At 65.3% G+C, this 25,770-nt stretch carries 21 protein-coding genes and 1 pseudogene; 12 read left to right on the top strand and 10 right to left on the bottom strand.

Going from position 1 to position 25,770, the window contains the following annotated elements; genetic code table 11:
* The first annotated feature begins 56 nt into the window (after positions 1 to 56).
* The gene (locus DK261_RS17700; protein WP_110176077.1) at positions 57 to 4,961 is read left to right on the top strand and encodes an alpha-2-macroglobulin; all 4,905 of its coding nucleotides are present in this window, start codon (positions 57 to 59) and stop codon (positions 4,959 to 4,961) included.
* Positions 4,962 to 5,025: 64 nt separating this feature from the next.
* Here DK261_RS17700 and DK261_RS17705 read toward each other — a convergent pair whose 3' ends face one another.
* Positions 5,026 to 5,319 (bottom strand): hypothetical protein, encoded by a 294-nt coding sequence (locus DK261_RS17705; RefSeq protein ID WP_007921634.1) that lies wholly within the window; start codon positions 5,317 to 5,319, stop codon positions 5,026 to 5,028.
* 223 nt (positions 5,320 to 5,542) lie between these two features.
* On the opposite strand from DK261_RS17705, the gene pbpC reads away from it, so the two are divergent.
* The 6 genes from pbpC (at position 5,543) to DK261_RS17735 (ending at position 12,342) form a co-directional block, all read left to right on the top strand.
* On the top strand, positions 5,543 to 7,849 hold the full coding sequence (pbpC, locus tag DK261_RS17710; RefSeq protein ID WP_110176107.1) for a peptidoglycan glycosyltransferase PbpC: 2,307 nt from the start codon (positions 5,543 to 5,545) through the stop codon (positions 7,847 to 7,849).
* Between the two features lie 67 nt (positions 7,850 to 7,916).
* Complete coding sequence (locus DK261_RS17715; RefSeq protein WP_009041990.1) at positions 7,917 to 8,219, top strand: MazG-like family protein; 303 nt, start codon at positions 7,917 to 7,919, stop codon at positions 8,217 to 8,219.
* A complete protein-coding gene (locus DK261_RS17720; protein ID WP_016703782.1) occupies positions 8,219 to 8,968 on the top strand; it encodes a methyltransferase in 750 nt (249 codons plus the stop codon). The genes DK261_RS17715 and DK261_RS17720 overlap by 1 nt, the downstream gene beginning before the upstream one ends.
* 12 nt (positions 8,969 to 8,980) lie before the next feature.
* Positions 8,981 to 9,592: a DUF4136 domain-containing protein gene (locus DK261_RS17725; protein WP_009046784.1), complete on the top strand. Its 612-nt coding sequence runs from the start codon at positions 8,981 to 8,983 to the stop codon at positions 9,590 to 9,592.
* Positions 9,593 to 9,704: 112 nt separating this feature from the next.
* Positions 9,705 to 10,262 (top strand): DUF4136 domain-containing protein, encoded by a 558-nt coding sequence (locus tag DK261_RS17730; protein ID WP_110176078.1) that lies wholly within the window; start codon positions 9,705 to 9,707, stop codon positions 10,260 to 10,262.
* A 133-nt stretch (positions 10,263 to 10,395) separates the two neighbouring features.
* Positions 10,396 to 12,342 (top strand): TadG family pilus assembly protein, encoded by a 1,947-nt coding sequence (locus DK261_RS17735; RefSeq protein WP_110176079.1) that lies wholly within the window; start codon positions 10,396 to 10,398, stop codon positions 12,340 to 12,342.
* Here DK261_RS17735 and DK261_RS17740 read toward each other — a convergent pair.
* Positions 12,327 to 15,095, bottom strand: a complete 2,769-nt coding sequence (locus DK261_RS17740) for a PAS domain-containing sensor histidine kinase (protein ID WP_110176080.1) — start codon at positions 15,093 to 15,095, stop codon at positions 12,327 to 12,329. The genes DK261_RS17735 and DK261_RS17740 overlap by 16 nt on opposite strands.
* The gene (locus tag DK261_RS17745; protein WP_110176081.1) at positions 15,092 to 15,538 is read right to left on the bottom strand and encodes a TadE/TadG family type IV pilus assembly protein; all 447 of its coding nucleotides are present in this window, start codon (positions 15,536 to 15,538) and stop codon (positions 15,092 to 15,094) included. The genes DK261_RS17740 and DK261_RS17745 overlap by 4 nt, the downstream gene beginning before the upstream one ends.
* A gap of 75 nt (positions 15,539 to 15,613) precedes the next feature.
* On the opposite strand from DK261_RS17745, the gene DK261_RS17750 reads away from it, so the two are divergent.
* Positions 15,614 to 16,084: a prepilin peptidase gene (locus DK261_RS17750; RefSeq protein WP_038630516.1), complete on the top strand. Its 471-nt coding sequence runs from the start codon at positions 15,614 to 15,616 to the stop codon at positions 16,082 to 16,084.
* 124 nt (positions 16,085 to 16,208) lie between these two features.
* Positions 16,209 to 17,000 (top strand): response regulator transcription factor, encoded by a 792-nt coding sequence (locus DK261_RS17755; protein ID WP_009046790.1) that lies wholly within the window; start codon positions 16,209 to 16,211, stop codon positions 16,998 to 17,000.
* 98 nt (positions 17,001 to 17,098) lie between these two features.
* Here DK261_RS17755 and DK261_RS17760 read toward each other — a convergent pair whose 3' ends face one another.
* Genes DK261_RS17760 through cpaB form a run of 6 tightly spaced genes read right to left on the bottom strand, consistent with a single transcriptional unit; the run spans position 17,099 to position 22,475 of the window.
* On the bottom strand, positions 17,099 to 17,986 hold the full coding sequence (locus DK261_RS17760; protein WP_009046791.1) for a type II secretion system F family protein: 888 nt from the start codon (positions 17,984 to 17,986) through the stop codon (positions 17,099 to 17,101).
* Between the two features lies 1 nt (position 17,987).
* Positions 17,988 to 18,872 carry a type II secretion system F family protein gene (locus DK261_RS17765; protein ID WP_110176082.1) on the bottom strand — a complete coding sequence of 295 codons (885 nt, stop codon included), beginning with the start codon at positions 18,870 to 18,872 and terminating at the stop codon, positions 17,988 to 17,990.
* Between the two features lie 18 nt (positions 18,873 to 18,890).
* Positions 18,891 to 20,165 carry a CpaF family protein gene (locus tag DK261_RS17770; RefSeq protein WP_009046793.1) on the bottom strand — a complete coding sequence of 425 codons (1,275 nt, stop codon included), beginning with the start codon at positions 20,163 to 20,165 and terminating at the stop codon, positions 18,891 to 18,893.
* Positions 20,162 to 21,352 (bottom strand): pilus assembly protein, encoded by a 1,191-nt coding sequence (locus DK261_RS17775; protein ID WP_110176083.1) that lies wholly within the window; start codon positions 21,350 to 21,352, stop codon positions 20,162 to 20,164. Before DK261_RS17775 ends, DK261_RS17770 begins: the two co-directional genes overlap by 4 nt.
* On the bottom strand, positions 21,349 to 21,516 hold the full coding sequence (locus DK261_RS33210) for a hypothetical protein (RefSeq protein WP_164485438.1): 168 nt from the start codon (positions 21,514 to 21,516) through the stop codon (positions 21,349 to 21,351). Before DK261_RS33210 ends, DK261_RS17775 begins: the two co-directional genes overlap by 4 nt.
* 20 nt (positions 21,517 to 21,536) lie before the next feature.
* Positions 21,537 to 22,475: a Flp pilus assembly protein CpaB gene (gene cpaB, locus DK261_RS17780; RefSeq protein ID WP_110176084.1), complete on the bottom strand. Its 939-nt coding sequence runs from the start codon at positions 22,473 to 22,475 to the stop codon at positions 21,537 to 21,539.
* Between the two features lie 322 nt (positions 22,476 to 22,797).
* On the opposite strand from cpaB, the gene DK261_RS17785 reads away from it, so the two are divergent.
* The 3 genes and pseudogenes from DK261_RS17785 to DK261_RS17795 all read left to right on the top strand — a co-directional run.
* Positions 22,798 to 23,010, top strand: coding sequence for a Flp family type IVb pilin (locus tag DK261_RS17785; protein ID WP_009046797.1), 213 nt, complete (start codon positions 22,798 to 22,800; stop codon positions 23,008 to 23,010).
* Between the two features lie 74 nt (positions 23,011 to 23,084).
* The gene (locus tag DK261_RS17790) at positions 23,085 to 23,498 is read left to right on the top strand and encodes a response regulator (protein WP_028681576.1); all 414 of its coding nucleotides are present in this window, start codon (positions 23,085 to 23,087) and stop codon (positions 23,496 to 23,498) included.
* Positions 23,499 to 23,504: 6 nt separating this feature from the next.
* Positions 23,505 to 23,852, top strand: a pseudogene (locus DK261_RS17795) (autotransporter outer membrane beta-barrel domain-containing protein); the annotation flags it as partial.
* Between the two features lie 63 nt (positions 23,853 to 23,915).
* On the opposite strand, the gene DK261_RS17800 reads toward DK261_RS17795, so the two are convergent.
* Entirely contained in the window at positions 23,916 to 25,586 is a 1,671-nt protein-coding gene (locus DK261_RS17800) for a ShlB/FhaC/HecB family hemolysin secretion/activation protein (RefSeq protein WP_009046800.1), read from the bottom strand.
* Positions 25,587 to 25,770 lie beyond the last annotated feature (184 nt).

Here is a 25,770-nt window from a genome sequence, read left to right on the forward strand (position 1 = left end):
CCGGACGGCGGTGAGATATAGTTCAACCCTTCGATACTCCTGCCTATGAGTGCCCCATGCTTAACAAAGGATTGTTCCTGGCCTGTGCGCTGGCCTTGCTGAGCGCTTGCGATTCCTCGACCTCCGACAAGGCGGCGACCACTTCGGCTCCGACAGCGGCGGTGCCCGCGGCCAAGGCTCGGCCCGTGCAGGATGTCGCTGTCCTCAAGCAACGCTACGCCGGTCGCGAGTTGAGCGTGGTGGACGTGTCCGAGGTGCAGCTCGACGGGGCCAGCACGCTGTCGGTGAGTTTCTCGGTGCCCCTGGACCCGCAGCAGAAGTTCGCCGACAAGCTGCATCTGGTGGACAGCAAGAGCGGCAAGGTCGACGGCGCCTGGGAGCTGTCGGACAACTTCATGGAACTGCGCCTGCGCCACCTGGAGCCGCAGCGCAAACTGGTGCTGACCGTCGACGCCGGGCTGCGCGGAGTGAACGACGCGACCCTGGCCGCCGAATACGTCAGCCGCCTGGAAACCCGCGACCTGCAAGCCACGGTTGGTTTCGCCAGCCGCGGCACCCTGTTGCCGACCCGTCTCGCCGAGGGCCTGCCGGTGATCGCGCTGAACGTCGACAAGGTCGATGTCGAATTCTTCCGCATCAAGCCTGAGTCGCTGCCGGTGTTCCTCGCCCAGTGGGGGCGCAATAACAGCCTGCACAGTTACGAGTCCCGCGAACTGCTGCCGATGGCCGACCTGGTGTATGGCGGCCGCTTCGACCTCAACCCGGCGCGCAATACCCGGGAAACCCTGCTGCTGCCGATCGCCGGGCTCAAGCCGCTGCAACAGCCGGGCGTGTACCTGGCGGTGATGCGCGCCTCGGGCACCTACAACTATTCGCAACCGGCGACCCTGTTCACCCTCAGCGACATCGGCCTGTCGGTGCACCGTTACCAGAACCACCTGGATGTCTTTACCCAGGCCCTGGAAGGCGGCAAGGCGCTGGACGGCGTCAGCCTGGAACTGCTGGACGGCGAAGGCCGCGTGCTCGGCCAGGGCAAGACCGAGAAGGGTGGCCATGCCGAGCTGCCGCTGCCGAAGAAAGCCGAAGTGCTGCTGGCCCACCAGGGCGAGCAGACCAGCCTGCTGCGCTTGAACGGCTCCGCCCTGGACCTGGCCGAATTCAATATCGGCGGCCCACAGCCCCATCCGTTGCAGTTCTTCGTGTTCGGCCCCCGCGACCTGTATCGCCCCGGCGAAACCGTGCTGCTCAACGCGCTGCTGCGGGACAAGGATGGCAATGCGGTCAAGCCGCAGCCGGTAAGCGTCGAAGTACGCCGGCCGGATGAGCAGGTCAGCCGCAAGTTCGTTTGGGACGCCGATGCCTCGGGGCTGTATCAGTACCAACTGCAACTGGCCGGCGAAGCGCCGACCGGGCGCTGGCAGCTGGTGTTCGACCTCGGCGACGGCAAGCCGCAGCTGTACGAATTTCTCGTGGAAGATTTCCTGCCCGAGCGCCTGGCGCTGGAACTCAAGGGCAGCGACACACCGCTCAAGCCGGACGAGGCCGTCGAGATCAGCGTCAACGGTCGTTACCTGTATGGCGCCCCGGCCGCCGGCAATCGCCTGAGCGGCCAGCTTTACGTGCGGCCGCTGCGCGAGGCGGTCAAGGCCTTGCCGGGCTACCAGTTCGGCTCGATCACCGAAGAAGAGCTGAGCCAGGACCTGGAGATCGAGGAGTCGACGCTGGATGAAAACGGCGAAGAAGTGATCGCCCTGGAAAGCAAATGGGCCGGGGCCCGTTCGCCGCTGCAACTGATCGTCCAGGGCAGCCTGCAGGAATCGGGCGGTCGCCCGATCACCCGGCGGGTGGTGCTGCCGGTGTGGCCGGCGGACCGGTTGCCGGGGCTGCGGGCGCTGTTCGACGGCACGGAAACCGACGGCGATGGCCCGGTCGAATTCGAACTGCTGGTGGCCAACAATGAAGGCCAGAAGCTGGCTGCGGACAACCTCAAGGTGCGCCTGGTGCGCGAGCGCCGCGACTACTACTGGAACTATTCGGAAAGCGATGGCTGGAGTTATCACTTCAACGAGAAATTCCTCACCCAGGACGAACAGACCCTGAGCATCAAGGCTGGCGATACCGCGAAGGTCAGCTTCCCCGTGGAGTGGGGCCCTTATCGCGTCGAGGTCGAGGATCCGCAGACCGGGCTGGTCAGCAGCCTGCGTTTCTGGGCCGGCTACCGCTCCCAGGACAACGCCGAAGGCGGCGCGGTGCGCCCCGACCAGGTCAAGCTGGCGCTGGACAAACCGCTGTATGGCGACGGCGACACCGCCAACGTCACGGTGACCCCGCCGGCCGCCGGCAAGGGTTACCTGCTGGTGGAGTCCAGTGACGGTCCGCTGTGGTGGCAGGAAATCGACGTGCCGGCCGAGGGCAAGAGCTATGCGATCAAGCTCGATCCGAAGTGGGCGCGCCACGACCTGTACGTCAGTGCGCTGGTCATCCGCCCCGGCGAGCGCAAGGCCAACATCACCCCCAAACGCGCGGTGGGCGTATTGCACCTGCCGCTGGATCGCACCCAGCGCAAGCTCGGCCTGACCCTGACTGCGCCGGAAAAAATGCGCCCCAAGCAACCGCTCAAGGTGAAGATCCAGGCGAAGAACGCCGATGGCAGTGTGCCGAAAGAGGCTCATGTGCTGCTGGCGGCGGTGGACGTGGGCATCCTCAACATCACCGAATACCCGACCCCAGACCCGTACTCCAGCCTGTTCGGGCGCAAGGCCTATGGCGCCGACCAGCTGGATATCTACGGGCAGTTGATCGAGGCCGGCCAGGGCCGCCTGGCCAGCCTGGCCTTCGGTGGTGACGCGGCGCTGGCCAAGGGCGGCAAGCGTCCGGACACCAGCGTCACCATCGTCGCCCTGCAAAGCGCGCCGGTGACCCTCAACGAACAGGGTGAAGGCGAAGTCAGCGTCGATATCCCCGACTTCAACGGCGAGCTGCGCCTGATGGCCCAGGCCTGGACCGACGAGCGCTACGGCATGGCCGAAGGCAAGACGGTGATCGCCGCGCCGCTGATCGCCGAGCTGTCGGCGCCGCGTTTCCTCGCCGGCGGCGACCAGACTACCCTGGCGCTGGACCTGTCCAACCTCTCGGGCAAGGCGCAGAAACTCGATGTGCAACTGAGCGCCGAAGGGCAGCTGGCGCTGGTCAACGAGACCCACCGGAGCGTGCAACTGACCCAGGGCCAGCGCACCACGCTGCGTATCCCGGTGCGGGCGCTGGGCGGCTTCGGCCAGGGCAAGGTCAAGGTGCTGGTCAATGGCCTGGATCTTCCCGGCGAGAGCCTGCCGCCGTTCAGCCGCGAATGGACCCTGGGGGTGCGACCGGCCTATCCGGCGTTGCTCAGGCATTACCGCGCGGTGCTCAAGGATCAGCCGTGGAGCCTGCCGGAAGGCGAGTTGGCGGCGTTCGAACCGGCCGGGCGCGAAGCGCTGCTGAGCCTGTCGAGCCGGCCACCGCTGAACCTCGGCGAGCAGATCCGCGCACTCAAGGCCTACCCCTACGGCTGCCTGGAGCAGACCACCAGCGGCTTGTACCCGGCGCTGTACGCCGATGCCGTCAGCCTGAAACGCCTGGGCCTGGAAGGCGAGCCGGATGCCGAGCGCAAGCGCAAGATCGAGCTGGGCATCGAACGCCTGCTGGGCATGCAGCGCTACAACGGCAGCTTCGGCCTGTGGGGCGCGGACGGCGAAGAGGAATACTGGCTGACCGCCTACGTCACCGACTTCCTGCTGCGGGCCCGCGACCAGGGCTTCGCGGTGCCGGCCGAGGCGCTGAAGAAGGCCAACGAACGCCTGCTGCGTTACCTGCAGGAGCGCAACCTGATCGAGGTCAACTATAGCGAAAACGCCGAGCACACGCGCTTTGCCGTGCAGGCCTACGCCGGGCTGGTATTGGCGCGCAGTCAACAGGCGCCGCTGGGCGCGCTGCGCAGCCTGTTCGAACGGCGCACCGATGCCCGCTCCGGCCTGCCGCTGGTGCAACTGGCCATCGCCCTGCAGAAAATGGGCGACCAGCCACGGGCCGAGCAGGCCTTGACCGCCGGCCTTGCGGCCTCGCGCAACAGCAAGGATTGGCTGGCCGACTATGGCAGCCCGCTACGGGATCAGGCGCTGATCCTGGCGCTGCTGGAAGAGAACGACCTGGCCAAGGGCAAGCGCGAGGAGCGGCTGTTCGAGCTGTCCGACCAACTGGCGGCCAGCCCGTACCTGTCGACCCAGGAGCGCAACTCGCTGTTCCTCGCCGGTCGTGGCCTGCTGGGCAAGCCGGAAGCCAACTGGACCGCGCAACTGAGCAGCGACGCCGAAAGCCGCGAGCTGAACAACGGCCAGCCGGGCCTGAAACTGCAAGGCGCATTGTTGGCGTCGCCGTTGTCGGTGCGCAATCAGGGCAGCGAACCGGTGTACCAGCAACTGACCATTTCCGGTTATCCACAGCATGCGCCGCTGGCCGGTGGCGAGAACCTGAGCATTCGTCGCGAATACCTGGGAATGAACGGCCAGCCGTTGGACCTGCGGGCCCTGGGCAGCGGCGACCTGGTGCTGGTGCACCTGGCGGTCAGCGCCAAGCAACGGGTGCCGGATGCGCTGGTAGTGGACCTGCTGCCGGCCGGCCTGGAGCTGGAAAACCAGAACCTGGCGCAGAGCGCCGCCAGCCTGGAAAACGCCAGCAGCCAGGTCAAGGAATGGCGTGAGTCGATGCAGAACGCTAGCCTCAAGCACCAGGAGTTCCGCGATGACCGCTACGTGGCGGCGCTGAACCTGGACGGCTACGACAGCGTCACGCACCTGCTGTACCTGGCTCGGGCGGTCACGCCCGGCACCTACCGTGTGCCGCCGCCGCAAGTGGAGTCGATGTACCGGCCGAACTGGCAGGCCGTGGGTGAAACCCTGCCGGAGATGGTGATCAAGGGGCGTTGAGAAGGGGATTGCGGCAAGCTCGCCCCGCTAGGCGCGAGCTTGCCGGCGATCAACTGTCGGGCGGTCAGTGCACTACCCAGCTCAGCAGCCACAGCCCCAGCAGCAGCCAGATGATGCCCATGACGATCGAGGCGCGCATGAAGGCGCGGACCGCCGAGTACAGCAGCATCAGCCCGACGATCAGGGTGATGATGCTGATGATCGAAGTGTCCATGCCCAGCGCCCGCGACAGGCCGTCGATAAAGTTGCCGCCGGCGTTGGTCAGGGCGTTGAACAGACCGCTGAGGCCATCGACGATAAACCGTATGACCGAGCCCAGCGCCTGGCCGAGCCATTCAAAAAAGCTTTCTACCTGCATGCGTGCATCCTGATGAAAAAGTTGGCGTGCTTGCCAGACCCGAGCCTTTGGCCATCAATCGCGCTGGCGAGTTCCGTTCCAAGCATAGAGGTTCGCGGGTTTGATTTTTCGATTAGTTGTATCGCGCCTGCGCAGTTTCTGGTGGCGAATATCCGGCCAGGCAAAGTCGCCCGGCTTGCCATCGGCGCAACCGGGCGGCCGCCGTGGCTGGCGCATCCTGCGGATGGTGCTGGGCGGCCTGTTGCTGCTGTGGGCCGCGCTCTGGCTGGCCGATCGCATCTGGCCGCTGCCGCTGCCCAAGGATGACCTGGCGCGGGTGGTGCTGGCCGAGGATGGCACGCCACTGTGGCGCTTCGCCGATGCCAATGGGGTCTGGCGTTATCCGGTGCGCACCGACGAAGTCTCGCCCTATTACCTGGACGCGCTGCTGACCTACGAAGACCGCTGGTTCTACAGCCATCCCGGGGTCAACCCGATGGCGCTGGTGCGCGCTGCCTGGCAGAACCTCACCGGCGGGCGGGTGTTGTCCGGCGGCAGCACCCTGTCGATGCAGGTGGCGCGCTTGCTCGATCCGCATTCGCGAACCTGGCACGGCAAGCTGCGCCAGCTGTGGCGCACCGCGCAGCTGGAATGGCACCTGAGCAAGCAGCAGATCCTCACGCTCTACCTCAACCGCGCGCCATTCGGCGGCACCCTGCAAGGGGTGGCCGCGGCCAGCTGGGCTTACCTGGGCAAGTCGCCGCAGCACCTGACCCACGCCGAAGCCGCGCTGCTGGCGGTGCTGCCCCAGGCGCCGAGCCGGCTGCGCCCGGACCGGCATGCCGCGCGGGCACAGGCGGCCCGGGACAAGGTGTTGCAGCGCCTGGCGCAGTTCCAGGTCTGGCCGCAGTCGGCGGTGGACGAAGCCTTGCAGGAACCCCTGTTGCTGGCGCCGCGCCTGGAGCCGAGCCTGGCGCCCTTGCTGGCGCGGCGGCTGAACCGTCCGGACAGCCCGCCGCTGATCCGCACCACCCTGGACGCCAACCTGCAACGCCGCCTGGAAGACCTGCTGCTGGGCTGGCGCGCGCGCCTGCCGGAACACACCTCGGCGGCGATCCTGGTGGTCGAGGAGCAGACCATGGCCGTGCGCGCCTACCTGGGTTCGGTGGATATCAACGATGCGCGGCGCTTCGGCCATGTGGACATGATCAGCGCTATGCGCTCGCCGGGTTCGACCCTCAAGCCCTTCCTCTATGGCATGGCGCTGGATGCCGGGTTGATCCATTCCGAATCGCTGCTGCAAGACGTGCCACGGCGTTATGGCGACTACCGGCCGGGCAATTTTTCCATGGGCTTCAGCGGCGCGGTGTCGGCCAGCTCCGCCCTGGCCACCTCGCTGAACCTGCCGGCGGTGCAACTGCTGGAAGCCTACGGACCGAAACGGTTTGCCGCCGAGATGCGCATCGGCGGCATGCCCCTGACCCTGCCGGCGCTGGCGGAACCGAACCTGGCGCTGATTCTCGGCGGCGCCGGCAGCCGCCTGGAGGACCTGGTCAGCGGCTACAGCGCCTTCGCCCGTGGCGGCAAGAGCGCCAGCCTCCGCCTGCAACCGGACGATGAGTTGCGCGAGCGGCCCTTGCTGTCCCCCGGTTCGGCGTGGATCGTGCGGCGCATTCTCAGCGGCCAGGCGCGCCCGGACCGCGACCCGCGGGCCGAACTGGTGCAGCGCCCGGTGCTGGCCTGGAAGACCGGCACCAGTTATGGCTTTCGCGACGCCTGGGCGATCGGCGTCGGGCCGCGCTACCTGATCGGCATCTGGATCGGCCGCCCGGACGGCACCCCGGTGCCGGGCCAGTTCGGCCTGGCCTCGGCGGCGCCCTTGATGCTGCAAGTGCACGATGTGCTGATCAACCGCGACAGCCAGCGCGGTATCGGCGCGCCGGTACAGCCGGTGCCGATGAATGTCGGGGTGGCGGCGATCTGTTGGCCGTTGGGCCAGCCCATGAGCCGCAGCGATCCGAACTGCCGCCGCCAGCGTTTCGCCTGGACCCTGGACGGCACCACACCGCCGACCTTGCAGGCGGCGGATCAACCCTTGGGGGTCGGCCTGCTGGAAAAAGTCTGGGTCAATGCCAAGGGCCTGCGGGTCGACGCCAAGTGCCCGGGGGCGCAGGCGCGGGATATCGCGCTGTGGCCGGCGCCGCTGGAGCCCTGGCTGCCGCGCATCGAACGGCGTGAAGCGCGCCTGCCGGCCAACGACCCGGATTGCCCGGGGCCAGCCCTGGCGGCAGCGGCGCCTTTGTCCATCGTCGGCGTGCGCGAGGGCGATCGGTTGCGTCGCCCGGCGGCCAGCCAGGAACTGCTGCGGCTCAAGCTGTCGGCCCTGGGCGGCAGCGGCCGGCGCTGGTGGTTCGTCAACGGCGAGCCGCTGGGCGAGAGTGCCAACCAGGACAGTATCAACGCCAGCTTCGAACGCTTGGGGCCTTATCAACTGAGCGTGCTGGACGAAGGCGGGCAGACGGCGCGGGTCGAGTTCAGCGTTATCGATTGAGAGGGGCGGTACGGGCCTTGCCTTCACTCGCCATCCCCCCGAAGCTATACGCCTTCAGGAGACCCCGATGAACCTAGACGAACTGACCCAACGCCTGCACGCCATTCGCGACCGCAATGACTGGCGGCAATTTCACAGCCCGAAGAACCTCGCCATGGCCGCCAGCGTGGAGATGGCCGAGCTGGTGGAAATCTTCCAGTGGCTGAGCGAAGACCAGTCGCGGCAACTGCCGGCGGACAAGCTGGCCCACGCCGGCCAGGAAGTCGGTGACATCGTGCTGTACCTGTTGCTGCTGTGCAGCGAGCTGGGCCTGGACCTGGAGCAGGTGGTGCGCAGCAAGCTGGCCGACAGCGAACGGCGGTTCAGCTGATGAGCGATCGTCATTTCGACCAGCTGGCGACCCGTTTCGCCCAAAAGATCTACGGCGGCGCCAAGGGCGCGATCCGCCTGGCGGTGCTCCAGGCGGACCTGGCCGAAGCCTTGCCGGACCGGCCGCTGCGGGTGCTGGATATCGGCGCCGGGCTGGGGCACATGTCGTTGTGGCTGGCCCAGCGTGGCCATCAGGTGACCCTGGCCGAGCCGGCCGAACCGATGCTCGAAGGCGCCCGCCAGCGCTTCGCCGAGGCCGGCCAGCAGGCGACCTTTATCCAGGCGCCCTGGCAGGACCTGCTGGGCCAGCTCACCGAACCCTACGACCTGGTGCTGTGCCATGCGGTGCTGGAATGGCTGGCCGAGCCCCACGCGATCCTGCCGGTGCTGCATCAACTGACCACTCAGGACGGCTGGCTGTCGCTGGCCTTCTACAACCGCGATGCGCTGATCTATCGCAACCTGCTCAAGGGCCACTTTCGCAAGATGCGCAAGAACGACATGGCCGGCGAGAAGCAGAGCCTGACCCCGCAACAGCCCCTCGATCCACGGGAGCTGGCGGCGCAACTCGACGGCTTGTGGCGGGTCGAAACCCAGAGCGGGGTACGGGTTTTCCACGACTACATGCCGGTGGAATTCCAGGCCCGCGCCGAGTTGCTGGATCTGTTGGAAATGGAATTGGCCTATCGTCGTCACCCAAGCTTTGCCGGGCTTGGGCGTTACCTGCACTGGATTTGCCGTCCGGTCTGAGCGGAGCCCGAAATGAAACGCCACGCTGGTTTGCTTGTGATGTCCCTGGGGCTGGCGGCCTGCCAGAGCCCCAATCCCTATGTCGCCAGTTCCAATCCGTTGCCGCCGGCGCCCCCGCAGGCGGCCGGCACCTTCGACCGCAGCGCCTATCCGGCGCCCCAGCGCGACTATGGCCGCTATCGCAGCTGGGCCTGGCGCGACGGGCGCCTGCCCAACGGCTCGGCCTGGGCCGATTCGGCGCAGGTCGCCGAGGCGGTCAGCAATGCCCTCGACCAGCGCGGCCTGCGCCCGCTGCACGACAACCGCCCGGCGGACCTGTGGGTCAGCGCCGACCTGCACCTGGAAAAGCGCCTGCGCCAGGTGCAGGACGACTACGGCTACGGTTACGGAGGTTATGGCTACAACCGCTACGGCCCCGGCTACGGCATGTACAACACAGTGCCGGTGGTGCGTACCTACGAGGTGGAAGTCGTGGTGGTGCGGGTCAACCTGTTCGACGGCGGCAGTGGCCAGCCGGTGTGGAGCGCCAGCGCGGAAACCTCGAGCCAGGGCAGCCTGAGCGAGCGCGCCGATGCGTTGCGCGAGGCTGTGGAAAAGGCCATGGCGGCGTATCCTCCTAGTTAGGCTCCGTACGAAGCTGCGCGATGGGCTGGGTTGAAAACAGGCTTCGCTCGCCAACTTTCGTACAGACCTAGCGACATCCCTTCAGGTGCATTTGCTCTTCTGGAGACACATCATGTTCCGCCCTCTTGCTTTACTGGCCGTGGCCGCGCTGCTCAGCGCCTGCGCCGCCAACCAGGTCAACCATGACTTCGACGCCAGTCGCGACTTCGCTGCCTATCGCAGCTGGAGCTTCAAGGAACCCGCCCTGCAATACCGCCCCGACGATCCGCGGATCAAGAGCGACCTGACCGAACAGCGCATCCGCCAGGCGGTCAGCGACCAACTGGACCAGCGCGGCCTGCGTCCGGCCGCGGCGGGCAAAAAGGCTGATCTCAACGTCCAGACTTACCTGATCGTCGAGAACCGCCAGCAGCAGGTCACCACCAATTACGGCGGCGGCTGGGGTGGCCCGTGGAACGGCTACTGGGGCGCGCCGATGTACAACGAAACCCGCAACATCACCTACAAGGTCGCCACCATCCAGATCGACCTGCTCGATGGCAAGGACGGCAAGCTGGTGTGGCGCGGCAGCGACGAGCAGATACTCAGCAGCACGCCGAACCCCGCCGATCGCAGCACGGCGATCAGGGAGACCGTCGGCCGGATCCTGGCGAACTATCCACCCAGGTAAGTCGCGGCATTCCACCGCGGCCACTTCCCAAACACAGCGCTGGCAGGTCGCCAGCGTTGTGTTGCAGCCTTGACTACACTCCTTTCACCCAGCGGAGGTTGCGCCCGGCGGTGCGCCGGCAAAGGAGTGCTTCATGTTTTCCCGCACGCAGTTTTCCGGACCGGCTCGGCAGCGTGGCGCTATTGGTCTGATAGGGGCGCTGGCGTTGGGCACGGCGGTGTTGTGCACGCTGGTGGTGGTCGACAGCGGGCGCCTGTACCTGGATCAGCGCGAGTTGCAGCGAGTGGCCGATAACGCCGCCTTGGAGGCGGTGGCGCGGGGTGGCAATTGCCAGGCGGGGGGCAGCGCTGATACGTATGCGAAAGAAAGCGCGGCGCGCAACGGCTTTGTGGTATCGGATCCAGATAATCCGGATATTTACAAACGTGAACTGACAGCCACCTGCGGCTCGCTGCAGACCGGTGCCGACAACCTGCGCACCTTCAGCCCCAACGCCAGCCAGGCCAGCGCCATCCGGGTGGTGGTCAGTGAGAGGGTGCCCACCAGCATTGCCCTCGGCGTAACCAATCTGTTTTCCGACAATCCCGTTAGCGCCACGACTTCATTGAGTGCCACGGCGGTGGCGGCTCAGCCCAAGCCGCCGCTGGCGCAATTGACGATTCGCAGCACGCTGGTCGATCTCAACCTGTTGAACGGGGCCCTCGGTGGCCTGGCGGGTAGCGCGATCAATGTCAGCCTGCTCGGTTGGCAAGGCCTGGTCGATACCGACATCAGCCTGCTGAGTTACCTGAATCAGCTGGCCATCGACCTGAATGTGAGCGCCGGAAACTACAGTGAGCTGCTCGACGTCGATACCGACATTACCCAACTGCTCCAGACCGCCATTAGCGTGGCCGAGAGAAATGGCGCCACCCTCGAGGTGCTGACAGCCCTGGGCAGCATCAAGGCCGCTGCGATCAATACGGTTCCGGTGAAGCTGGGTGACCTGTTGAAGTTGCAGACCGGCACCGCGGACTCCGGGCTGGATGCCAACGTCCAGCTGCTGAGCCTGGTCAAGGCGTTCCTGCAACTGGCCAGCAGCCAGAGTGCCGCGGCCGTCGAGCTGCCGGTGAGTGTGTTGGGGCTGGCGGGCGTCACCACCCGGGTCAAGATCGTGTCACCCCCCGAGTTCGCGATCGGCAACCCGGAACTGGCCGCCGCCGACCCGCTGGGGCCCAATCGCATCTATGTGCGTACCGCTCAGGTGCGCGCATTGCTGACGGTGGATCTCTCGCTGATCAACAGCGTGTTGCAGGCAGTGAATACCCTGCTGTCGCCGGTGGTGGTCACGCTCAACACGGTGCTCAGCGCCAACCTCAGTTGTATCCTCGGCGGCTCCTGCGTAAAGACCGACCTGCTGATCCTGCCGGACGGCGCGAACCTGGATGTCAGCCTTGAGGTGGCGGCCGGCGACAGCCATGTCACCGGCTATACCTGCGTCAGCGACAGCGACAACAGCCTTTCCGTCGACACCACCACCGCCGCGGTCAAGCTCAAGGTCGGTCGGGTGGACGCCAGCAACTGGGCGTCTTCGACCGCTCAGGTCAGCGTGAGCCCGTTGCCGCTGGTGGATATCGGCGCGAGGGCCTGCCAGGGGCTGTCTGGTCCTTGCGGGGCACGTACCTCGTTTGCCGGCGGCGGCAGCGAGGTGATGATCGACACCTCGATCGCCGGCACCCACGAGCCGAATTTCACCTTCGTCAATCCACCGAAAATGAAGCAGGAGCTGGCGGACGACGATTGGCACAGCGTGACTGCGGCGAATGTGGTCAGCAGCCTGCGCGAGTCGCTGACCGGCATCTCGCTGATTCAGCATCCACCCACCATCGGCAGCCTGCTCGGGGTGGTGCTCAATACCCTGTTGTCAGCGTTGAACGGCGTGGTCAGCCTGCTGGCCACGGCGATCGGCTCCTTGCTCGGCCCGTTGCTGGACCCGCTGCTGAACAATGTCCTGGCGGTATTGGGCATCGATCTGGGCCGGGTCGAGGTGGGCGCCAACCTCAGTTGCGGCCAGGCCGGCCGGGCTTACCTGGTGCTCTGATCGCTCTGTACCAGCGGCAGTTCGATGCAGAAACAGGCGCCTGCGTCGGTGTTGCTGACGCTCAGGCGCCCGCCCATGTTCTCGACTATGCCGTAGCTCACCGAGAGCCCGAGCCCGGTGCCCACGCCGACCGGCTTGGTGGTAAAGAAGGGTTCGAAGATGCGCCCCAGCAGGCGTGGGTCGATGCCGCCGGCATTGTCTTCGACCAGCAGCCGCACCCGCTGCGGGTCATGCTCGGCGCGTATCGCGATCCACGGCCGCAGGTCCGGATCCTGCTCGCGCCGGCTGAGCAGCGCATCCCGGGCATTGACCAGCAGGTTGATCAAGACTTGCTCAAGCTGATCGACGTGGCCGCGGACCTGCACCTTGAAGTCGATTGGCGCGATACGCAATTCCACGCCCTTGCCGCGCATGCCGTCGGCCAGCAGCGACAGGCAGCCTTCCACGGCCTGGGCCGGGTCGAAAGGTTGTTGCTCGATCTCCGAGCTGCGGCCAAACACCCGCATATGGTCCACCACCCGGCCGGCCCGCTGGACCTGGGCATCAATGCGCTTGAGCTTGTCCTGCAGGTAGTCGAGTTGCACGTCGCCGTTGTTCAGGCGCTTGAGCACGTTGACGATGGCCATGCGCATGACATTCAGCGGCTGGTTGATTTCATGGGCCAGCCCGGTGGCCATTTCACCCAGAGTGGCCATCTTCGCGCTTTGCATCAGTTGCAGCTGGGAGCGACGGACTTCGGTATTGTCGCGGCCGACGGCCTGGATCTCCCGCAGGCGCCCTTGCGCGTCGAATACCCCGCGGTCGGACCAGACCCACCAGGCGTGTTCGCGCCCCGGCAGTTGCAGGTTGATTTCCGCGGTGCTGACCGGAAATTCCGGGGTCAGCTGGCGGATGCGTTGCACGAAGGCGGCGTGTTGTTCGGCGGACAGCCAGTCACCCAGGTTGGCCCCGGCCAGTTGTTCGGGCGGGCATTCCAGGTAGGTCGCCAGGGGCCGGTTGCCGAAGGTCAGGGTCAGGTCGGGCAGGTAGCGGCAGATCATCGCCGGGGAGTCTTCCACCAGGATCCGATAGCGCTCCTCGCTGAGTCGGATCTGCTCGGCGGCCAGGGTGGCGTCGGTGACGTCCAGCCACAGGCCGACGGCCTCGACCGGCATGCCCAGGTCGTCGCGCAGCAGCCTGGCCTCGTCGAGCACCCAGTGGTACTCGCCACGGCTGTCGAGCAGGCGGTAGCGGCTGCGCACCGCGCCTTCGCGCAGCAGTTGCCGGTTGCGCTCGAAGTAGCGGTCGCGGTCGTCGGCATGCACCCGTTCCGCCAGGGCGCCGTCGTTGCAGTCGTTCAGGCTCCAGCCGAGCAGCGGTTGCAGGCTGTCGCTGAAAAATGTCGGCTGCAGCGCGCCCTCGACATAGCGCTGGACATAGATCACTGCCGGCGAATGGGCGATCAGGTTGTCCAGCCGGGCGTGTGCCGCGGCTGCCTGCTGTTCCTGGTTCTTGATGTCGCTGATGTCCAGCATGAAGCCGACAAAACGCTGGTTCTGGCCAATGCCCAGGGCTTGCCCCTGCAGGCGGTACCAGATGGCCGGCAACTGCGGGTCGGCCCGTTGCAAGCGTACGCAGAGCAGCAGGGGTTTACCCTGTCGCAACTCCTGCAGGCGGCTGCTCAGCTCCTGGCGATCGGCGGGGTGGATGAGGGCCAGCCAGGCCTGCAGCGACAGGCGCCGGGTCTGGGGTTCCAGTAGCAGGTTGAGGGCCAGCTGCGGTGCCAGCTGGATCTCGTTGTTTTGCGGGAACAGCTCCCACCAACCGGTGCCGAGCAAACCTTGCAGGGCCTCCAGGCGCTCCAGCTGGTGATGGTGCTGTTGTTCGCGCAAGCGTCCGAGCAGGGGCCCGGCCAGGGCGGCGCTCAATTGCAGCCAGTCCCGTTCGCTCAATTGCGGTGCCAGCTGGCGCGCCGGGTAGAAGCCGCAGAGCAGCCAGGCCGCGACGCCATGATCGTCGCGAAAGGGCACGACAAAGCCCTCGCTGTTGCCGAACGCACGTTGCAGGCGCGGATGGTCGCCGAGGCCTTGAGTGAAGGTCAGCGACTGCGGGGCATTGCCGTTCAGGCTGTCCAGCCCGGTACCCAGGACCTGGCCCTTGTGCCACAGCTGCGGTGCCTCGGCGGCCTGATACAGGCCATGGATGTACCAACCCTGTTCCTGGTCGTCGAGCAGCGCCAGGGCGAGGCAGGGGATATGCCAGTGCTGGGCCAGGGCATGGAGTTGCTCATGCAGCACCTCGGGCAGGCGGAAGAGGCTGCACAGGCGCAGTTGCTCGCTGATCTGCGCGGTGAACTGCTGGCAGTCCTGGCGCTGCTGCGCCTGCTGGCGTTCCAGCAGCAGGTCGCCGATATCCAGCAGGTGCAGGAACCAGCCTTGGGTGGACGGTTGTACCCAGCCGCGCAGGTGCAGGGTTTGCCCGCCAGCCCCCTGAAAGTCCAGGTCGAGCACGTGCCCCTGCCAGTCGCCAGGGCTGCCTTCGACACTCAGCGCGCTGTGCGCCAGCAGGTAATCCAGCAGCGGCGCCGGTCCCTCGGCGGCCGGTGGCTGGGCCAGGGCGTGGCGCAGCGGGCCGGTCATTTGCAGCACCTGGGCGTTGTGGTCCAGATGCACCAGCAGGCCGACCCCGGGCGTGGCCAGGGGTGGCGCGGGAGGAAGCGCCTGGGGCGTGGTCCGGCCGAGAAAGCGCCCGAGGAGTTTGTCGCCCGAGCTCAAAATTGCAGACTCGACTGAGCGCTGAGGTTCGCCGGCAGGGCGGGCACGCTGCCCATGCCCGGCAGCACCAGGAAGGGGATGACCTGCCTGAGCTTGTCGGTGGAGTAGTGGACCCGCACTGTGAGCAGGCCGCCCGCGTAAGTCACGGTGGCATCGCTGGCGCTGTTGGCGTCGAAGTCGAAGGCCTCCGGAATCCAGGTCAGTTGCTCGCGCAATGTGGTCTTCGCGCGTGCTATCAGGGCGGCGTCATAACCGGGCATGGTCGGGTCCAGGGCGACGCTGCGCCGCACCGCTTCGGCAGTCGCCTTGTTGAAGGACTGCACCATCAACAGCGGCACGCTGTAGCTGACCAGGCCATAAAACACGGCGAAAAAGATGATGAAGACCATGGCGAACTCGATGGCCACGGTACCTTTTTGTTTTCCCGGCAGGTTCACTTTCACGGCGGCGTCTACCCTGACTGCTAGTGGGTCATGTCAGCATAGGATCATTCAGCCAGAAGGGATGTTTTTTAACCGATGCAGAACTGGATTCTCTTGGCTTGGCTGGGGCTGTGTGCGGTGCAGGATATCCGCCAGCGTCATCTCGCCAACGGCTTGACCCTGGGGGTCGCGCTGCTGGCGCTGGGTTACTTGCTGTGGGCCGGCAACACCTGGCTGGGCGCCGATGCGGTGGACGGGGGCAAGGCGCTGTTGCTGGCGTTGCTGCTGACCGTGCCGGGCTATGTGCTGGGTCGGATGGGCGGCGGTGACGTGAAGCTCCTGGCGGCCCTGGGGCTGGCGTCCGACCCCTTGCACCTGCTGGGTACCTTCATCGGTGCCGCGCTGGCCAGCGGCCTGTGGTGGCTGCTCGCGCCCAGGCTGTTGCCCGCTGCCGACCAACCGCTGGCAAGGTCGTTGCGCCACCTCGATCCGCGGCAGGGGCAAAAGTACGCCTTTGCCCCTTTTGTCCTTGTCGGCATGGCCCTGACCCTGCTGTGGATCCGCTAGTCGTCGTGCGGCCTATCTCTATGTACATAGTCGGAAAGTAGTCTACGTTTATCCTGTACCTGCCCGAAGTGGACGCGGCAGGGCAGGAACATTCGTCTTGGGCTTGCCAGGCATGGAGTTGCGCGTGAACAAGCTTATATCCGGCATCAAAGTACTCGTGGTCGACGACCAGTCGCTGATAGTCGAAGAGCTTTGCGAGTTTCTTGAAGGCAGCGGTTATCGCTGTGTCCCTTGTGAGTCCAGCCGTCAGGCGATCCAGCAGTTCAATGAAGATGCTGAAATCGGCCTGGTGCTGTGCGACCTGCACATGCCCGATCTCGATGGCATCCAGCTGGTGCAGGAACTGCAGCGTATCGCCGGCAAGCATCGGGTCTTCGAAGCCATCATGCTCACCGGCCAGGCCGACAAGCAGGATGTGATCAAGGCCTTGCGCGCCGGTATCGCCGATTACTACCAGAAACCCATCGACCTCGATGAACTGCTGGCCGGCCTGCAGCGCCAGGAAGCGACCTTGCAGGAGCGGCAGAAAAACCTGCAGCTGGGGCATCTGAACCAGAAGCTGCAGTTCCTTTCCGAATCCATCGACGACCTGTACCAGGATCTGGACAAAGTGCGTCGCGCACCACTCGCGCCACCGACGACGCAGGCGTCGGACCAGGGCGGCGGCGAGGTGGAGCAGGTCGAAATCCCGGCGATCTTCAGCCAGCTGTCGCCCCGGCAACTGGATGTGGCTCGCCTGGTGGGCAAGGGGCAGACCAACTACCAGATCGCCTGTGAACTGGGGATCACGGAAAACACCGTGAAGCTCTATGTGTCCCAGGTACTGCGCCTGACCCATATGCACAACCGCACCCAACTGGCATTGGCGCTGGCACCCAGCAACTCGGGGTTGCGCCAGCGCGTGACCGCGCACTGATCCCTCCCGACGCGCAGCAAACCCCGGCAGTCCCGAGGGTTTGCTGCGTCCTGCAGGCCGGCTTTTGTCATTCGCTGTGAGCCGCGGCGTCCTTCTATCTATTGGGCGAAAGCCCGGGCAATGGCGCTGACGCCAGGTCCGGCCAGGACGATCAGTAGCGCCGGGAAGAGAAACAGCATCATCACCACGGACATTTTCGCCGACATCGTTGAGATGTATTCCTGCAGGCGCGTCAGGCGCCGGTCATCGAGCAGCAGCTTGAGCGACTGCAACGACTTCATCGCCCCACCGCCCTGGTGGATCAGTTGCTGAAGGATCACGCAGGTGTCGGTGAACTCATCGACGGCCAGCAGTCGCGCGGACTTGTTCAGTTCTTCCCCCAGTTCCAGGCCGGAATCCACCCGGGCCAGCACCAGGCGCAATTCCTGGGTCAGGGCCGGCAGCAGTTTCTGCGCGTCCTTGCTCAACACCCGCAGGGCCTGTTCTACCGCCATGCCCGATTCGAACAGGATGCGCAGCAGGGGAATGAAGGTGGAGATATCGACCGCCAATTGTTTCTGCCGCCTGCTGGCGGCCATGGCCAGCAGACGCTTGGGCAACAGGTAGCCGAGGCTCAGGGCGAACACCGGGGCGACCCAGTGGTTTTTCGCCGCCGGGAAAAACACCCCCTGGATCACCAGGGTCAGGCCCAGGGCGAGAATCGGTACGCCGATCTGGCAGGCGGCGAACAGCGAGCGTTGCCGCGCGCTGCGCCAGCCCAGGCGGTTGAGCAGCAACTGGGTTTCGTTGTCGAGCCTGACCGCATGCTGGCCGATCTTGCTGTCGCCCAGCACATGCAGCCAGTTGCCGAGTGGGTTGTCGCGCGCCAGGTGTCCCAGCAGGCGTTCGGTCACCTGGCGCGTGCGCCGGCGCTGCTCCAGCCAGCTGCTCAGCATCAGCAGCATGGCGGCGAGAAACAGCAGCGCACTGATCAGCAAGGCCGTCATGTCAAACACTCCGCAGCATGCGCCAGAGCAGCGCGCAACCGACGACCTGCAACCCGAAGGCGGCCAGCAGCATCATCTGGCCGCCACTCTGGTTCCACATGCTCATCAGGTAGGTCGGGTTGGCTATCAGGAAATAGCCGGCCAGTGACACCGGCAGGGCCGCGAGGACCATCGCCGTGATACGGGTTTCGCCGGTCATGGCGCGCAGTTGCCGGGCGGCCTGGTCGCGCTCGCGGATCAGCTTGATCAGGTTTTCCAGCAGCTCGCTGGCATTGCCGCCATAGCGGTGGTTGACCTTGAGCCCGAGGGCGAACAGGCGCAGTTCATCGCGCTCGTACAGTTCGGCGAAGTCGGCCACCGCATCCGGCAGGTTGACCCCCAGCAACACGTTGCGCTGGACCCGGCCCATGGCGTGCTGCAACGGATTGTCGGCGGCCGCGATGCCGCCCAGCACCGCGTCGGCCAGGGTGCGTCCCGACTTGAGGCTGCGCACGGCATGGTCGAGCAATGGCGGCAGTTGTTCGATCATGCGCTTGAGGCGCCGCCGGTACAGCCAACTGATGTACAGGCGCAGCAACAGGGGAGGCGCGACGAGCAGGGCGAGCAACCCCGGCCACTTGCCCAGCCCATACCCGAGCATGCAGCCCGCGGCCCAGACCACCAGCCATAGCCCCAGGCGCTCGGTGGGACGACCGAGGCCGGCGCGCAGAAAGGCCCTTTCAAGCCGGTTCCAGGAGGTCTTTTCCACGCTCGGTTGCGGTTGCCCCTGGGCCAGGCGGTCGAGCACCCGGGCGGTGCGGGCTTGGCGCAGGCCGCTGTAGAACATCCAGCCCGACAGCCCCAGCAGGGTCAGGCACAGGAGGGCAAGCAGCACGGGACCCAGCATGCGGTGGCGCTCCCTGGCTCAGTTGATGGGCAAGTCGGCGTCGCGTCGCAGCTTGTCGCCAGCGGGGTTGGCCGCTTCGCGCAGAAAGCCGAAACCGCTACGTCGGTTCAGACGGAACAGGGTGTTGGTGACGTAGATGTTCTCGCGCACGCCGACCACTTCCACCACCTCGCTGACGCAGCGCCGGCCATCGGGCAGGCGCGTCAGTTGAATCACCACGTCCAGGGCCGCGCAGATCATCTGCCGCAGGGTGCGTTCGGCCACCTGGCGCCCGGTCAGGCCCACCAGGGTTTCCAGGCGCAGCAGGGCATCCTGGGCATTGTTGGCGTGCACGGTGCTCATGGAGCCGTCGTGGCCGGTGTTCATCGCCGTCAGCACATCGAGCACTTCGACGCCACGGATCTCGCCGAGGATGATCCGGTCCGGGCGCATGCGCAGGGCGTTGCGGATCAGGTCGCTGGCCTTGACCTCGCCGTGCCCTTCGGCGTTCGGCGGACGGGTTTCCAGGCGCACCACATGGGGATGGCCCAGTTGCAGTTCGGCCACGTCCTCGATGGTCACCAGGCGTTCGTGAGGGTTGATCAACTGGCTGAGAATATTCAGCAGGGTGGTCTTGCCGGTGCCGGTGCCGCCGCTGATCAGGATGTTGCAACGCTTGCCCACGGCCTCCTGGACGAATTCGAAGATGGCCTGATCGATGGTCTGCATGGCCATCAGGTCGCTGCTCTTGAGCATGTCCTTGCGGAATTTGCGGATCGACAGGCAAGGGCCGTCGAGGGCGATCGGCGGGATGATGGCGTTGACCCGGCTGCCGTCGGGCAGCCGGGCATCGACCATGGGCGAGGACTCGTCGAGGCGTCGGCCCAGGGGCGCGAGGATGCGTTGCATGACCCGCTCCACATGGTGCGCGTCGATGAAGCGCAGGTCGCTCTGGTGCAGCACGCCATCGCGCTCGACGAACACCCGGTGCGGGCCGTTGACCAGGATCTCGGTCACTGCCGGGTCGCGCAGCAACACTTCCAGCGGGCCGAAACCGGTGAGTTCGTCCACCAGTTCTTCGGCCAGGCGCTCCATTTCATAGCGGGAAATCGCCAGGTGCAGGCGGGAGATGTACTCGGCCACCTTGTCGGTAATGAAGCGTGCCAGTGCCTGGCGCGAACCTTCCAGCAGGTTTTTTCCCGACTCCTCGATGGCGTCGATGACGTAGCGATGCAGCACCAGTTTCAGGCCTTCGTGATCGGTGTTGCCGATGGGGCTGTGGGGCTGGGCGCCAAAAAGTTTTTCTGTGCTCATCGACTTCCCCTGAGGCGCTCGAACCAGCCGGGCCTTGCCGTGGGCAGTCCTTGGGAGCGCCTGGCCAGGCGCTCGCCGAGGGTCTTCAGGGCTTGGGTGAGGCCTTCGCGGGGGGCCAGTTCGAACAGGGTGACGCCCTGGTTTTTCGCGTTGAGACGCACCTCGGGGCTGTAGGCCAGGACCGCGATCACTTCCAGGGCAAAGCTCTTGCCCAGGGTTTCCGCATCCGGCGCGACCCCGCGCAGGTAGCGGTCGACCAATAGGCGGGCGTGTTCCAGCTTCATGCCTTTTTCGCGCCAGAGGTTGAGCACCGCGAGGTTGCGGCGGCAGTCGAGCACGCTCTGGTCGGTGTACCAGAGCAACTTGTCGCAATGGCCGACGAAGGTGCGCAGGGCTTCGCTGTCCGGTTGCCCGGTGAGGTTCACCACGATGTGCTGGAAATGCTGGCGCAGGGCGCTGAGCAGCATGTACAGCTCGGCGGCGCTGGTGCGCTCCAGCGGCTCGTCATGGCCGGCGTAGGCCAGGATCCGCAGCCCGGCTTCGGTGCTGGTGAAGGCACTGTCGATCAGGGTCGCATCCAGGCGCCGCAGATGGCGCAAGGCATCGCCGAAGTGGAACGAGCTTTCCAGCCCCAGCAGCACCAGGCTGTCGCCGCGCGGCAGGCCGAGGTCGAGCAACAGGGTCTGCTGGCCGCTCTTCTGCACCACCAGCGCCAGATGGCTGGCGAGCAGGGCGCCATCGGCATCGCTCTGGGTGCCGTAGAGCACGGTCAGGCCGCCGAGCTGGGTGCTTGGCGTGACCTGGGGCAGGCGTTTGCTCAGGCGCCGTACCAGGCCGGCTACCTCGCTGGAGCGCGAGCCGTAGGCCACGAAGTCGCGGGCCCCGGCGCGCATGGCGTTGAGTACCAGCTGGTTGTCCATGCCGTCGCCCAGGGCGACGATGGCCAGCATCGGCTTGGCCTCCAGCGCGCCCTCGATCAGCGCCGCCTGGGTGACCACATGCTCGCGATCGAGGCCGACGAAGACCAGGCTGGCGCACGTCACATCCACCAGCGCCAGCAACTCGTCGAGGCTGCCGCTGCCCGCGCTGACCACCTGCCCGAGTGGCGCCAGGGCGCCTTGCAGCCATTCCAGGTCGGTGCCGTTGCGGGTGATCGCGAGGAAGGTCTGGCTCAGGTTCTGACTCATTGCGATAGCCCACTGCGTTGATTGAAGTTGCGGTTTTCCAGGGAGTACGGGTGGCACCCGTCCGGGTCGTGGTTGCGCAGCGGTACGTCGCCCTCGACAGGCACACCGCTCGACATCAGGGCCCGGATCAGGCCTTTGCACAGGGGCTGGGAATCATTGGACATGAAGAAGTGTCCTTGCATGATCAGGGTGTTTGTTGGCTCGCTTCGATGCCGCGTATGACTTCTATCTGGGCGCGACGCGCTGCGGCGTCGAAGGTTCTGCCGGTGGAGGGAGGGGAGGTGGACAGGGCCAGCTGGTTGAACTGGATCAAGGACCTGTCGGCGTTTTGCAGATGCTTCGATGCGCTTTTTTCGCCCGCCCAGTAATGCGCCAGGCGTTTCTCGTCGGCGCTGCGTACCGCCAGGCGCAGCACGCCGGCCTGGGCCGCAAGCATCAAGCGGCTCAGCAAGGGTTCCGGGACCGCCAGCAACACGCTGCGCGCGTTCAGGCGACGCTGGTCCTGTTTGAGTTTTTCCTCGGCACTGGCGGGCGGCGAGCCCGGCTTGCCATCGTTGGTCAGGCCCAATTGCTCGCCGATGCCAAGTACCCGCAGGGCCGGCACCACGACCTGGGCCGAGGGCAGCAGGTTGTTGCTGTCCTGGCGCAGGAACAGCAGCACATCGACGTAGTCGCCAGGGCTCAGTTGCCCGCTGGCGCCGATGACTTCGTCTACTGCAACCGCCAGGGCGCGCTCATCGGGACGGATCATGCGGGCCACGCTGCCACCGGCTTCGAAGCTTTCCTCGCTCAGCCAGGTCCCCGCCGACAGCGCCCGCCATGGGGTGCGTCCGATGACCTGATCGAGGCTTTTGAGGCTACCGGCGGGGGCGGTGCGCAGCCGCTCCAGCGTGACATCGCCAGCCTTGATGGGAACGAATGGAGGGATGTCGCGGACCAGCACCGCGACGGGCTGGCGGGTCGCATCTTCGGCGGAAGCGGTGACGGTCTGCACGGTGGTGGGGGAAGGCTGCGCTACAGGTTCCGCTGCGGGCCGACGACTCAATGCCACACCCCAGTAACCGGCAATGAGGGCCCCCACCAGAAACACCCCAGCCAACCCCATAGTGATACGACTGTTCATGACGGCTCTCCCTTTCCCGCTGCATCACCGACTCGCAAATTCCAACGAGCCAATTTCGCAATCAGGCAGCTATGAACATGCAACTATTTCGCTATTTGAAGGTAGAACAGCTGCAACAAAACGCCATTACTGTTGAGAAAATAACTTGGCTCCTCCGCGCCCTGTCCGATGCCGCGTTTTTTTGACGCCAAGGGAACGAACTAATACTTAATGATTAATCAGTTCTTACAGTTGTTGGCTGGAAGTTTGTTGACAATGCTGTGGTGGCACAGGGGAATCATGTTGCAACGCTGCAACACTCGGTGCATTGAGGAGAAACCAGATGTTCTTCATTCTCGCCACCCAATGGATCGCCCTTCAGACCTCCCGGCTCCTGCGTTTCCTCAAGGATAACGAGGGGGCGTCAGGGATCGAATACGCACTTATCGCCGGTATGGTAGCCGTGGCCATCGCGGCATTTGTACCTGATATTTCGCTCGCTATCACCGGCACTTTCGAGACGCTGAAATTGGCATTAGAAGGTGAACCTGAATAAGTCGTAATACGGACCCTCAAGGCTTTATCGAGGCATCGATACCCTCAGTACGCAGTCACTTTCAGGTATTGCCCATGAGCTCTTCTTCGTTTCCACGCCAGCAGCTTCTTCTCGTGGACGATGAAGAGGACGCGCTGCTCGAGCTGGCCGAGCTGCTGGAAGGTGAAGGCTTTTGCTGCTTCACCGCGACCTCGGTCAAGCTCGCCCTGGCCCATCTCACTCAACACCCCGACATCGCGCTGGTCATCACCGACCTGCGCATGCCGGAGGAGAGTGGCCTGTCGCTGATCCGGCGACTGCGCGATCACACCTCCCGCCAGCACCTGCCGGTGATCGTCACCTCGGGTCATGCCGACATGGACGACGTCAGCGACCTGCTGCGCCTGCAAGTGCTGGACCTGTTCCGCAAACCCATCTACCACGTGCGCCTGCTGGAGACCCTGAATACGCTGTTCCCGCAGCCGCACATTCATCTGGTCAATCCCTGAACCTGCGTGATGATCGATTCGTACCGGGGAAAAGGCAGCTCGGTGGAATTGAATGTCGCCAGCCAGCGTTACGAAGTGGGCGAGCTGGGCATCGGCGCGCGCCTGGCCGCCGCGTTCGATCTAGGCCAGGACAGCCTGGAGCCGGAAGCCAGGGTCATGGCCTGGCACGACTTCATCGCTGACAAGGCCAACACCACCTCGACCTTTGTCCTGGGGGGCACGCCATTCACCACCAGCGGTGCCTCGCCGGTACGCGACAGCTACGAAGCGAGCCTGGGTGGTTCCTACAACTACCTGACCAAGACCGACTTCTCTGCCGACACCTTCACCGCCAAGGTGCGCTACGACTTCTGATGCTCGCCTGAACAAAACGACCCGCCTTTGAGCGGGTCGTGTTCGTTTGGCTTGAGGGGCTTTTTACAACTGGTAGCTGAAACTCAGGGTGTAGCGCGGGCGGCGGTTGTGGGTGTCCAGCGCTTCATCGGACATCGGCTTGGCCGCTTCGAGGGAGATGTTGTAGTACTTGGCGTCGCCAAAGCGCAGGCCGATGGCGGCCGATGACAGGCTGTTGCCCTTGACCGGCAGTTCGTTGAACCAGGTGCGCGAGCGATCCAGCACCACGTATGGCTGGAGGATTCGCAGCCAGCGGTCTTCGCGATTGAAGCTGTAGTTCACCTCGTAGGCCGCGCCCCAGCCCTTGTCGCCGGACGCCTGGTCGTCGGGGTAACCGCGGCCGAAGTTCTGCCCGCCGAACACCGCGCGCTCGCTGTCGGGCAGGTTGTCGCGGCTCCAGTACAGGGCCGCCGACAGCACCCCTTGCCAGTTGTCGAAGAACTTGTCGCTCTGCACGCCGGACAGGCGCACGCGGAAGAAGTCCAGGTCATACAGGTCGTCGTTGGTCTTCGCGCCCAGGGCGTCCAGCCCCTGGTACACCCCGGCACTGAGAATCCTTAGTTGGCGTGCGTTGGCCTTGCGCCAGTCGCCCTCGAAGGCCAGGGCGCGAACGTTGGTTTTCAGTTCGACGCTCTGCGGATAACCCACCACCTGATAGCGGGTCTTGTCGTTGACCGCATACAGGCGCGAACCGAGGATCAGCAGTTCGTTGGGCGATGCGATGACCGGGTGGCTCAAGCCTATGGAGTAGCGATCGTTCTCTCGGTGGGGCTTGAGTTCGAGGCCGTTGTCGAGCTGCACATTGGTCCCCGGGTCGGCGCGGTAGCGCGTGCCGTACAGGCTCAGCTGGGTGCCTTCGTCATTGAGAAACTGGTTGTAGTCCAGGCGGTAGTAATGCTCGTGATCGTCCCCCGGCGGGAACAGGCCGCTGAGGGTTACCTGCTCGCCCATGGCGGTCTGCGAGTTACTGCTGACCGCCAGCAGGGCTTGCAGGCCATTGCGGTTGTCGTCGGTGGTGCTGAGGCTGCTGGTGAAGGGTTTGCGGCTGGCCTGGGCAATCAGGTAGGCCGCGCCGTCGGTGGTGCCCGGTGGCGGCACCTGGGCTTGCAGGGTGACCCCGGGAATGCGGCTCATCAGGGTGGTGTAGTGCTCGAAGGTCTTGCGGGTCAGCGGCCGTTCAGCCTTGAGTTTTGCCACCAGTTTGTCGAGGTAGGCCGAGACCGGGCCGATATCGCCCTGCAGTTGATAGTCCTTGATGTAGCCCTCCACCAGGACCACGCGCACGGTACCCTGGTCGAAGTTCTGTTGCGGCAGGAACGCGTAGGACAACAGGTAGCCGTCCTGCTGGTAGCGGCGAGTGATTTCCCGGGTGGCTTCGATCAGTTGCGCCAGGGTGCTTTCATGGCCGATCAGCGGCTTGTAGATCTCCGCCAGCTCGTTCAGCGGATAGAGGGTGCCGCCTTCGATCTGCACGGTGCTGACGTTGACGGTGGTGCCCATCATCAGGGGCTGGGCCTGGGGTTCCGTGGGTGGCGCCAGCTTGGGCGCCGGGGTCGTGGGGCGATAGGCGTCGGCCGGCAGGTTGGGCACCGGCAGGTTGCGGATGGTTTCGTTGCTATTGAGAAAGCTGGGAAGGTTTTCGGCGTGGACGTATGAGCAAAGCGAGACTAACAGCAAGGGAGCCAAAGCGCGCATAGGACACTCCATGGTCAAGTCGCAGCAACGCGAGAGGTACTTCAGTCGGCGGCGCTTGTCAGGGTCTTGGCCTTGATCAAGTACTGCAACCGTCATGCTCCAGACAAGAAAAAGACGAGAGACTCAATCGAATCCCTCGTCTCCAACCAAGCGTAGGCGCTGTAGGTAGGGCCGTCGAATCGGC

The sequence above is a fragment of the Pseudomonas sp. RW409 genome (genome assembly GCF_003184125.1).
Lineage (GTDB): Bacteria > Pseudomonadota > Gammaproteobacteria > Pseudomonadales > Pseudomonadaceae > Aquipseudomonas > Aquipseudomonas chlororaphis_I.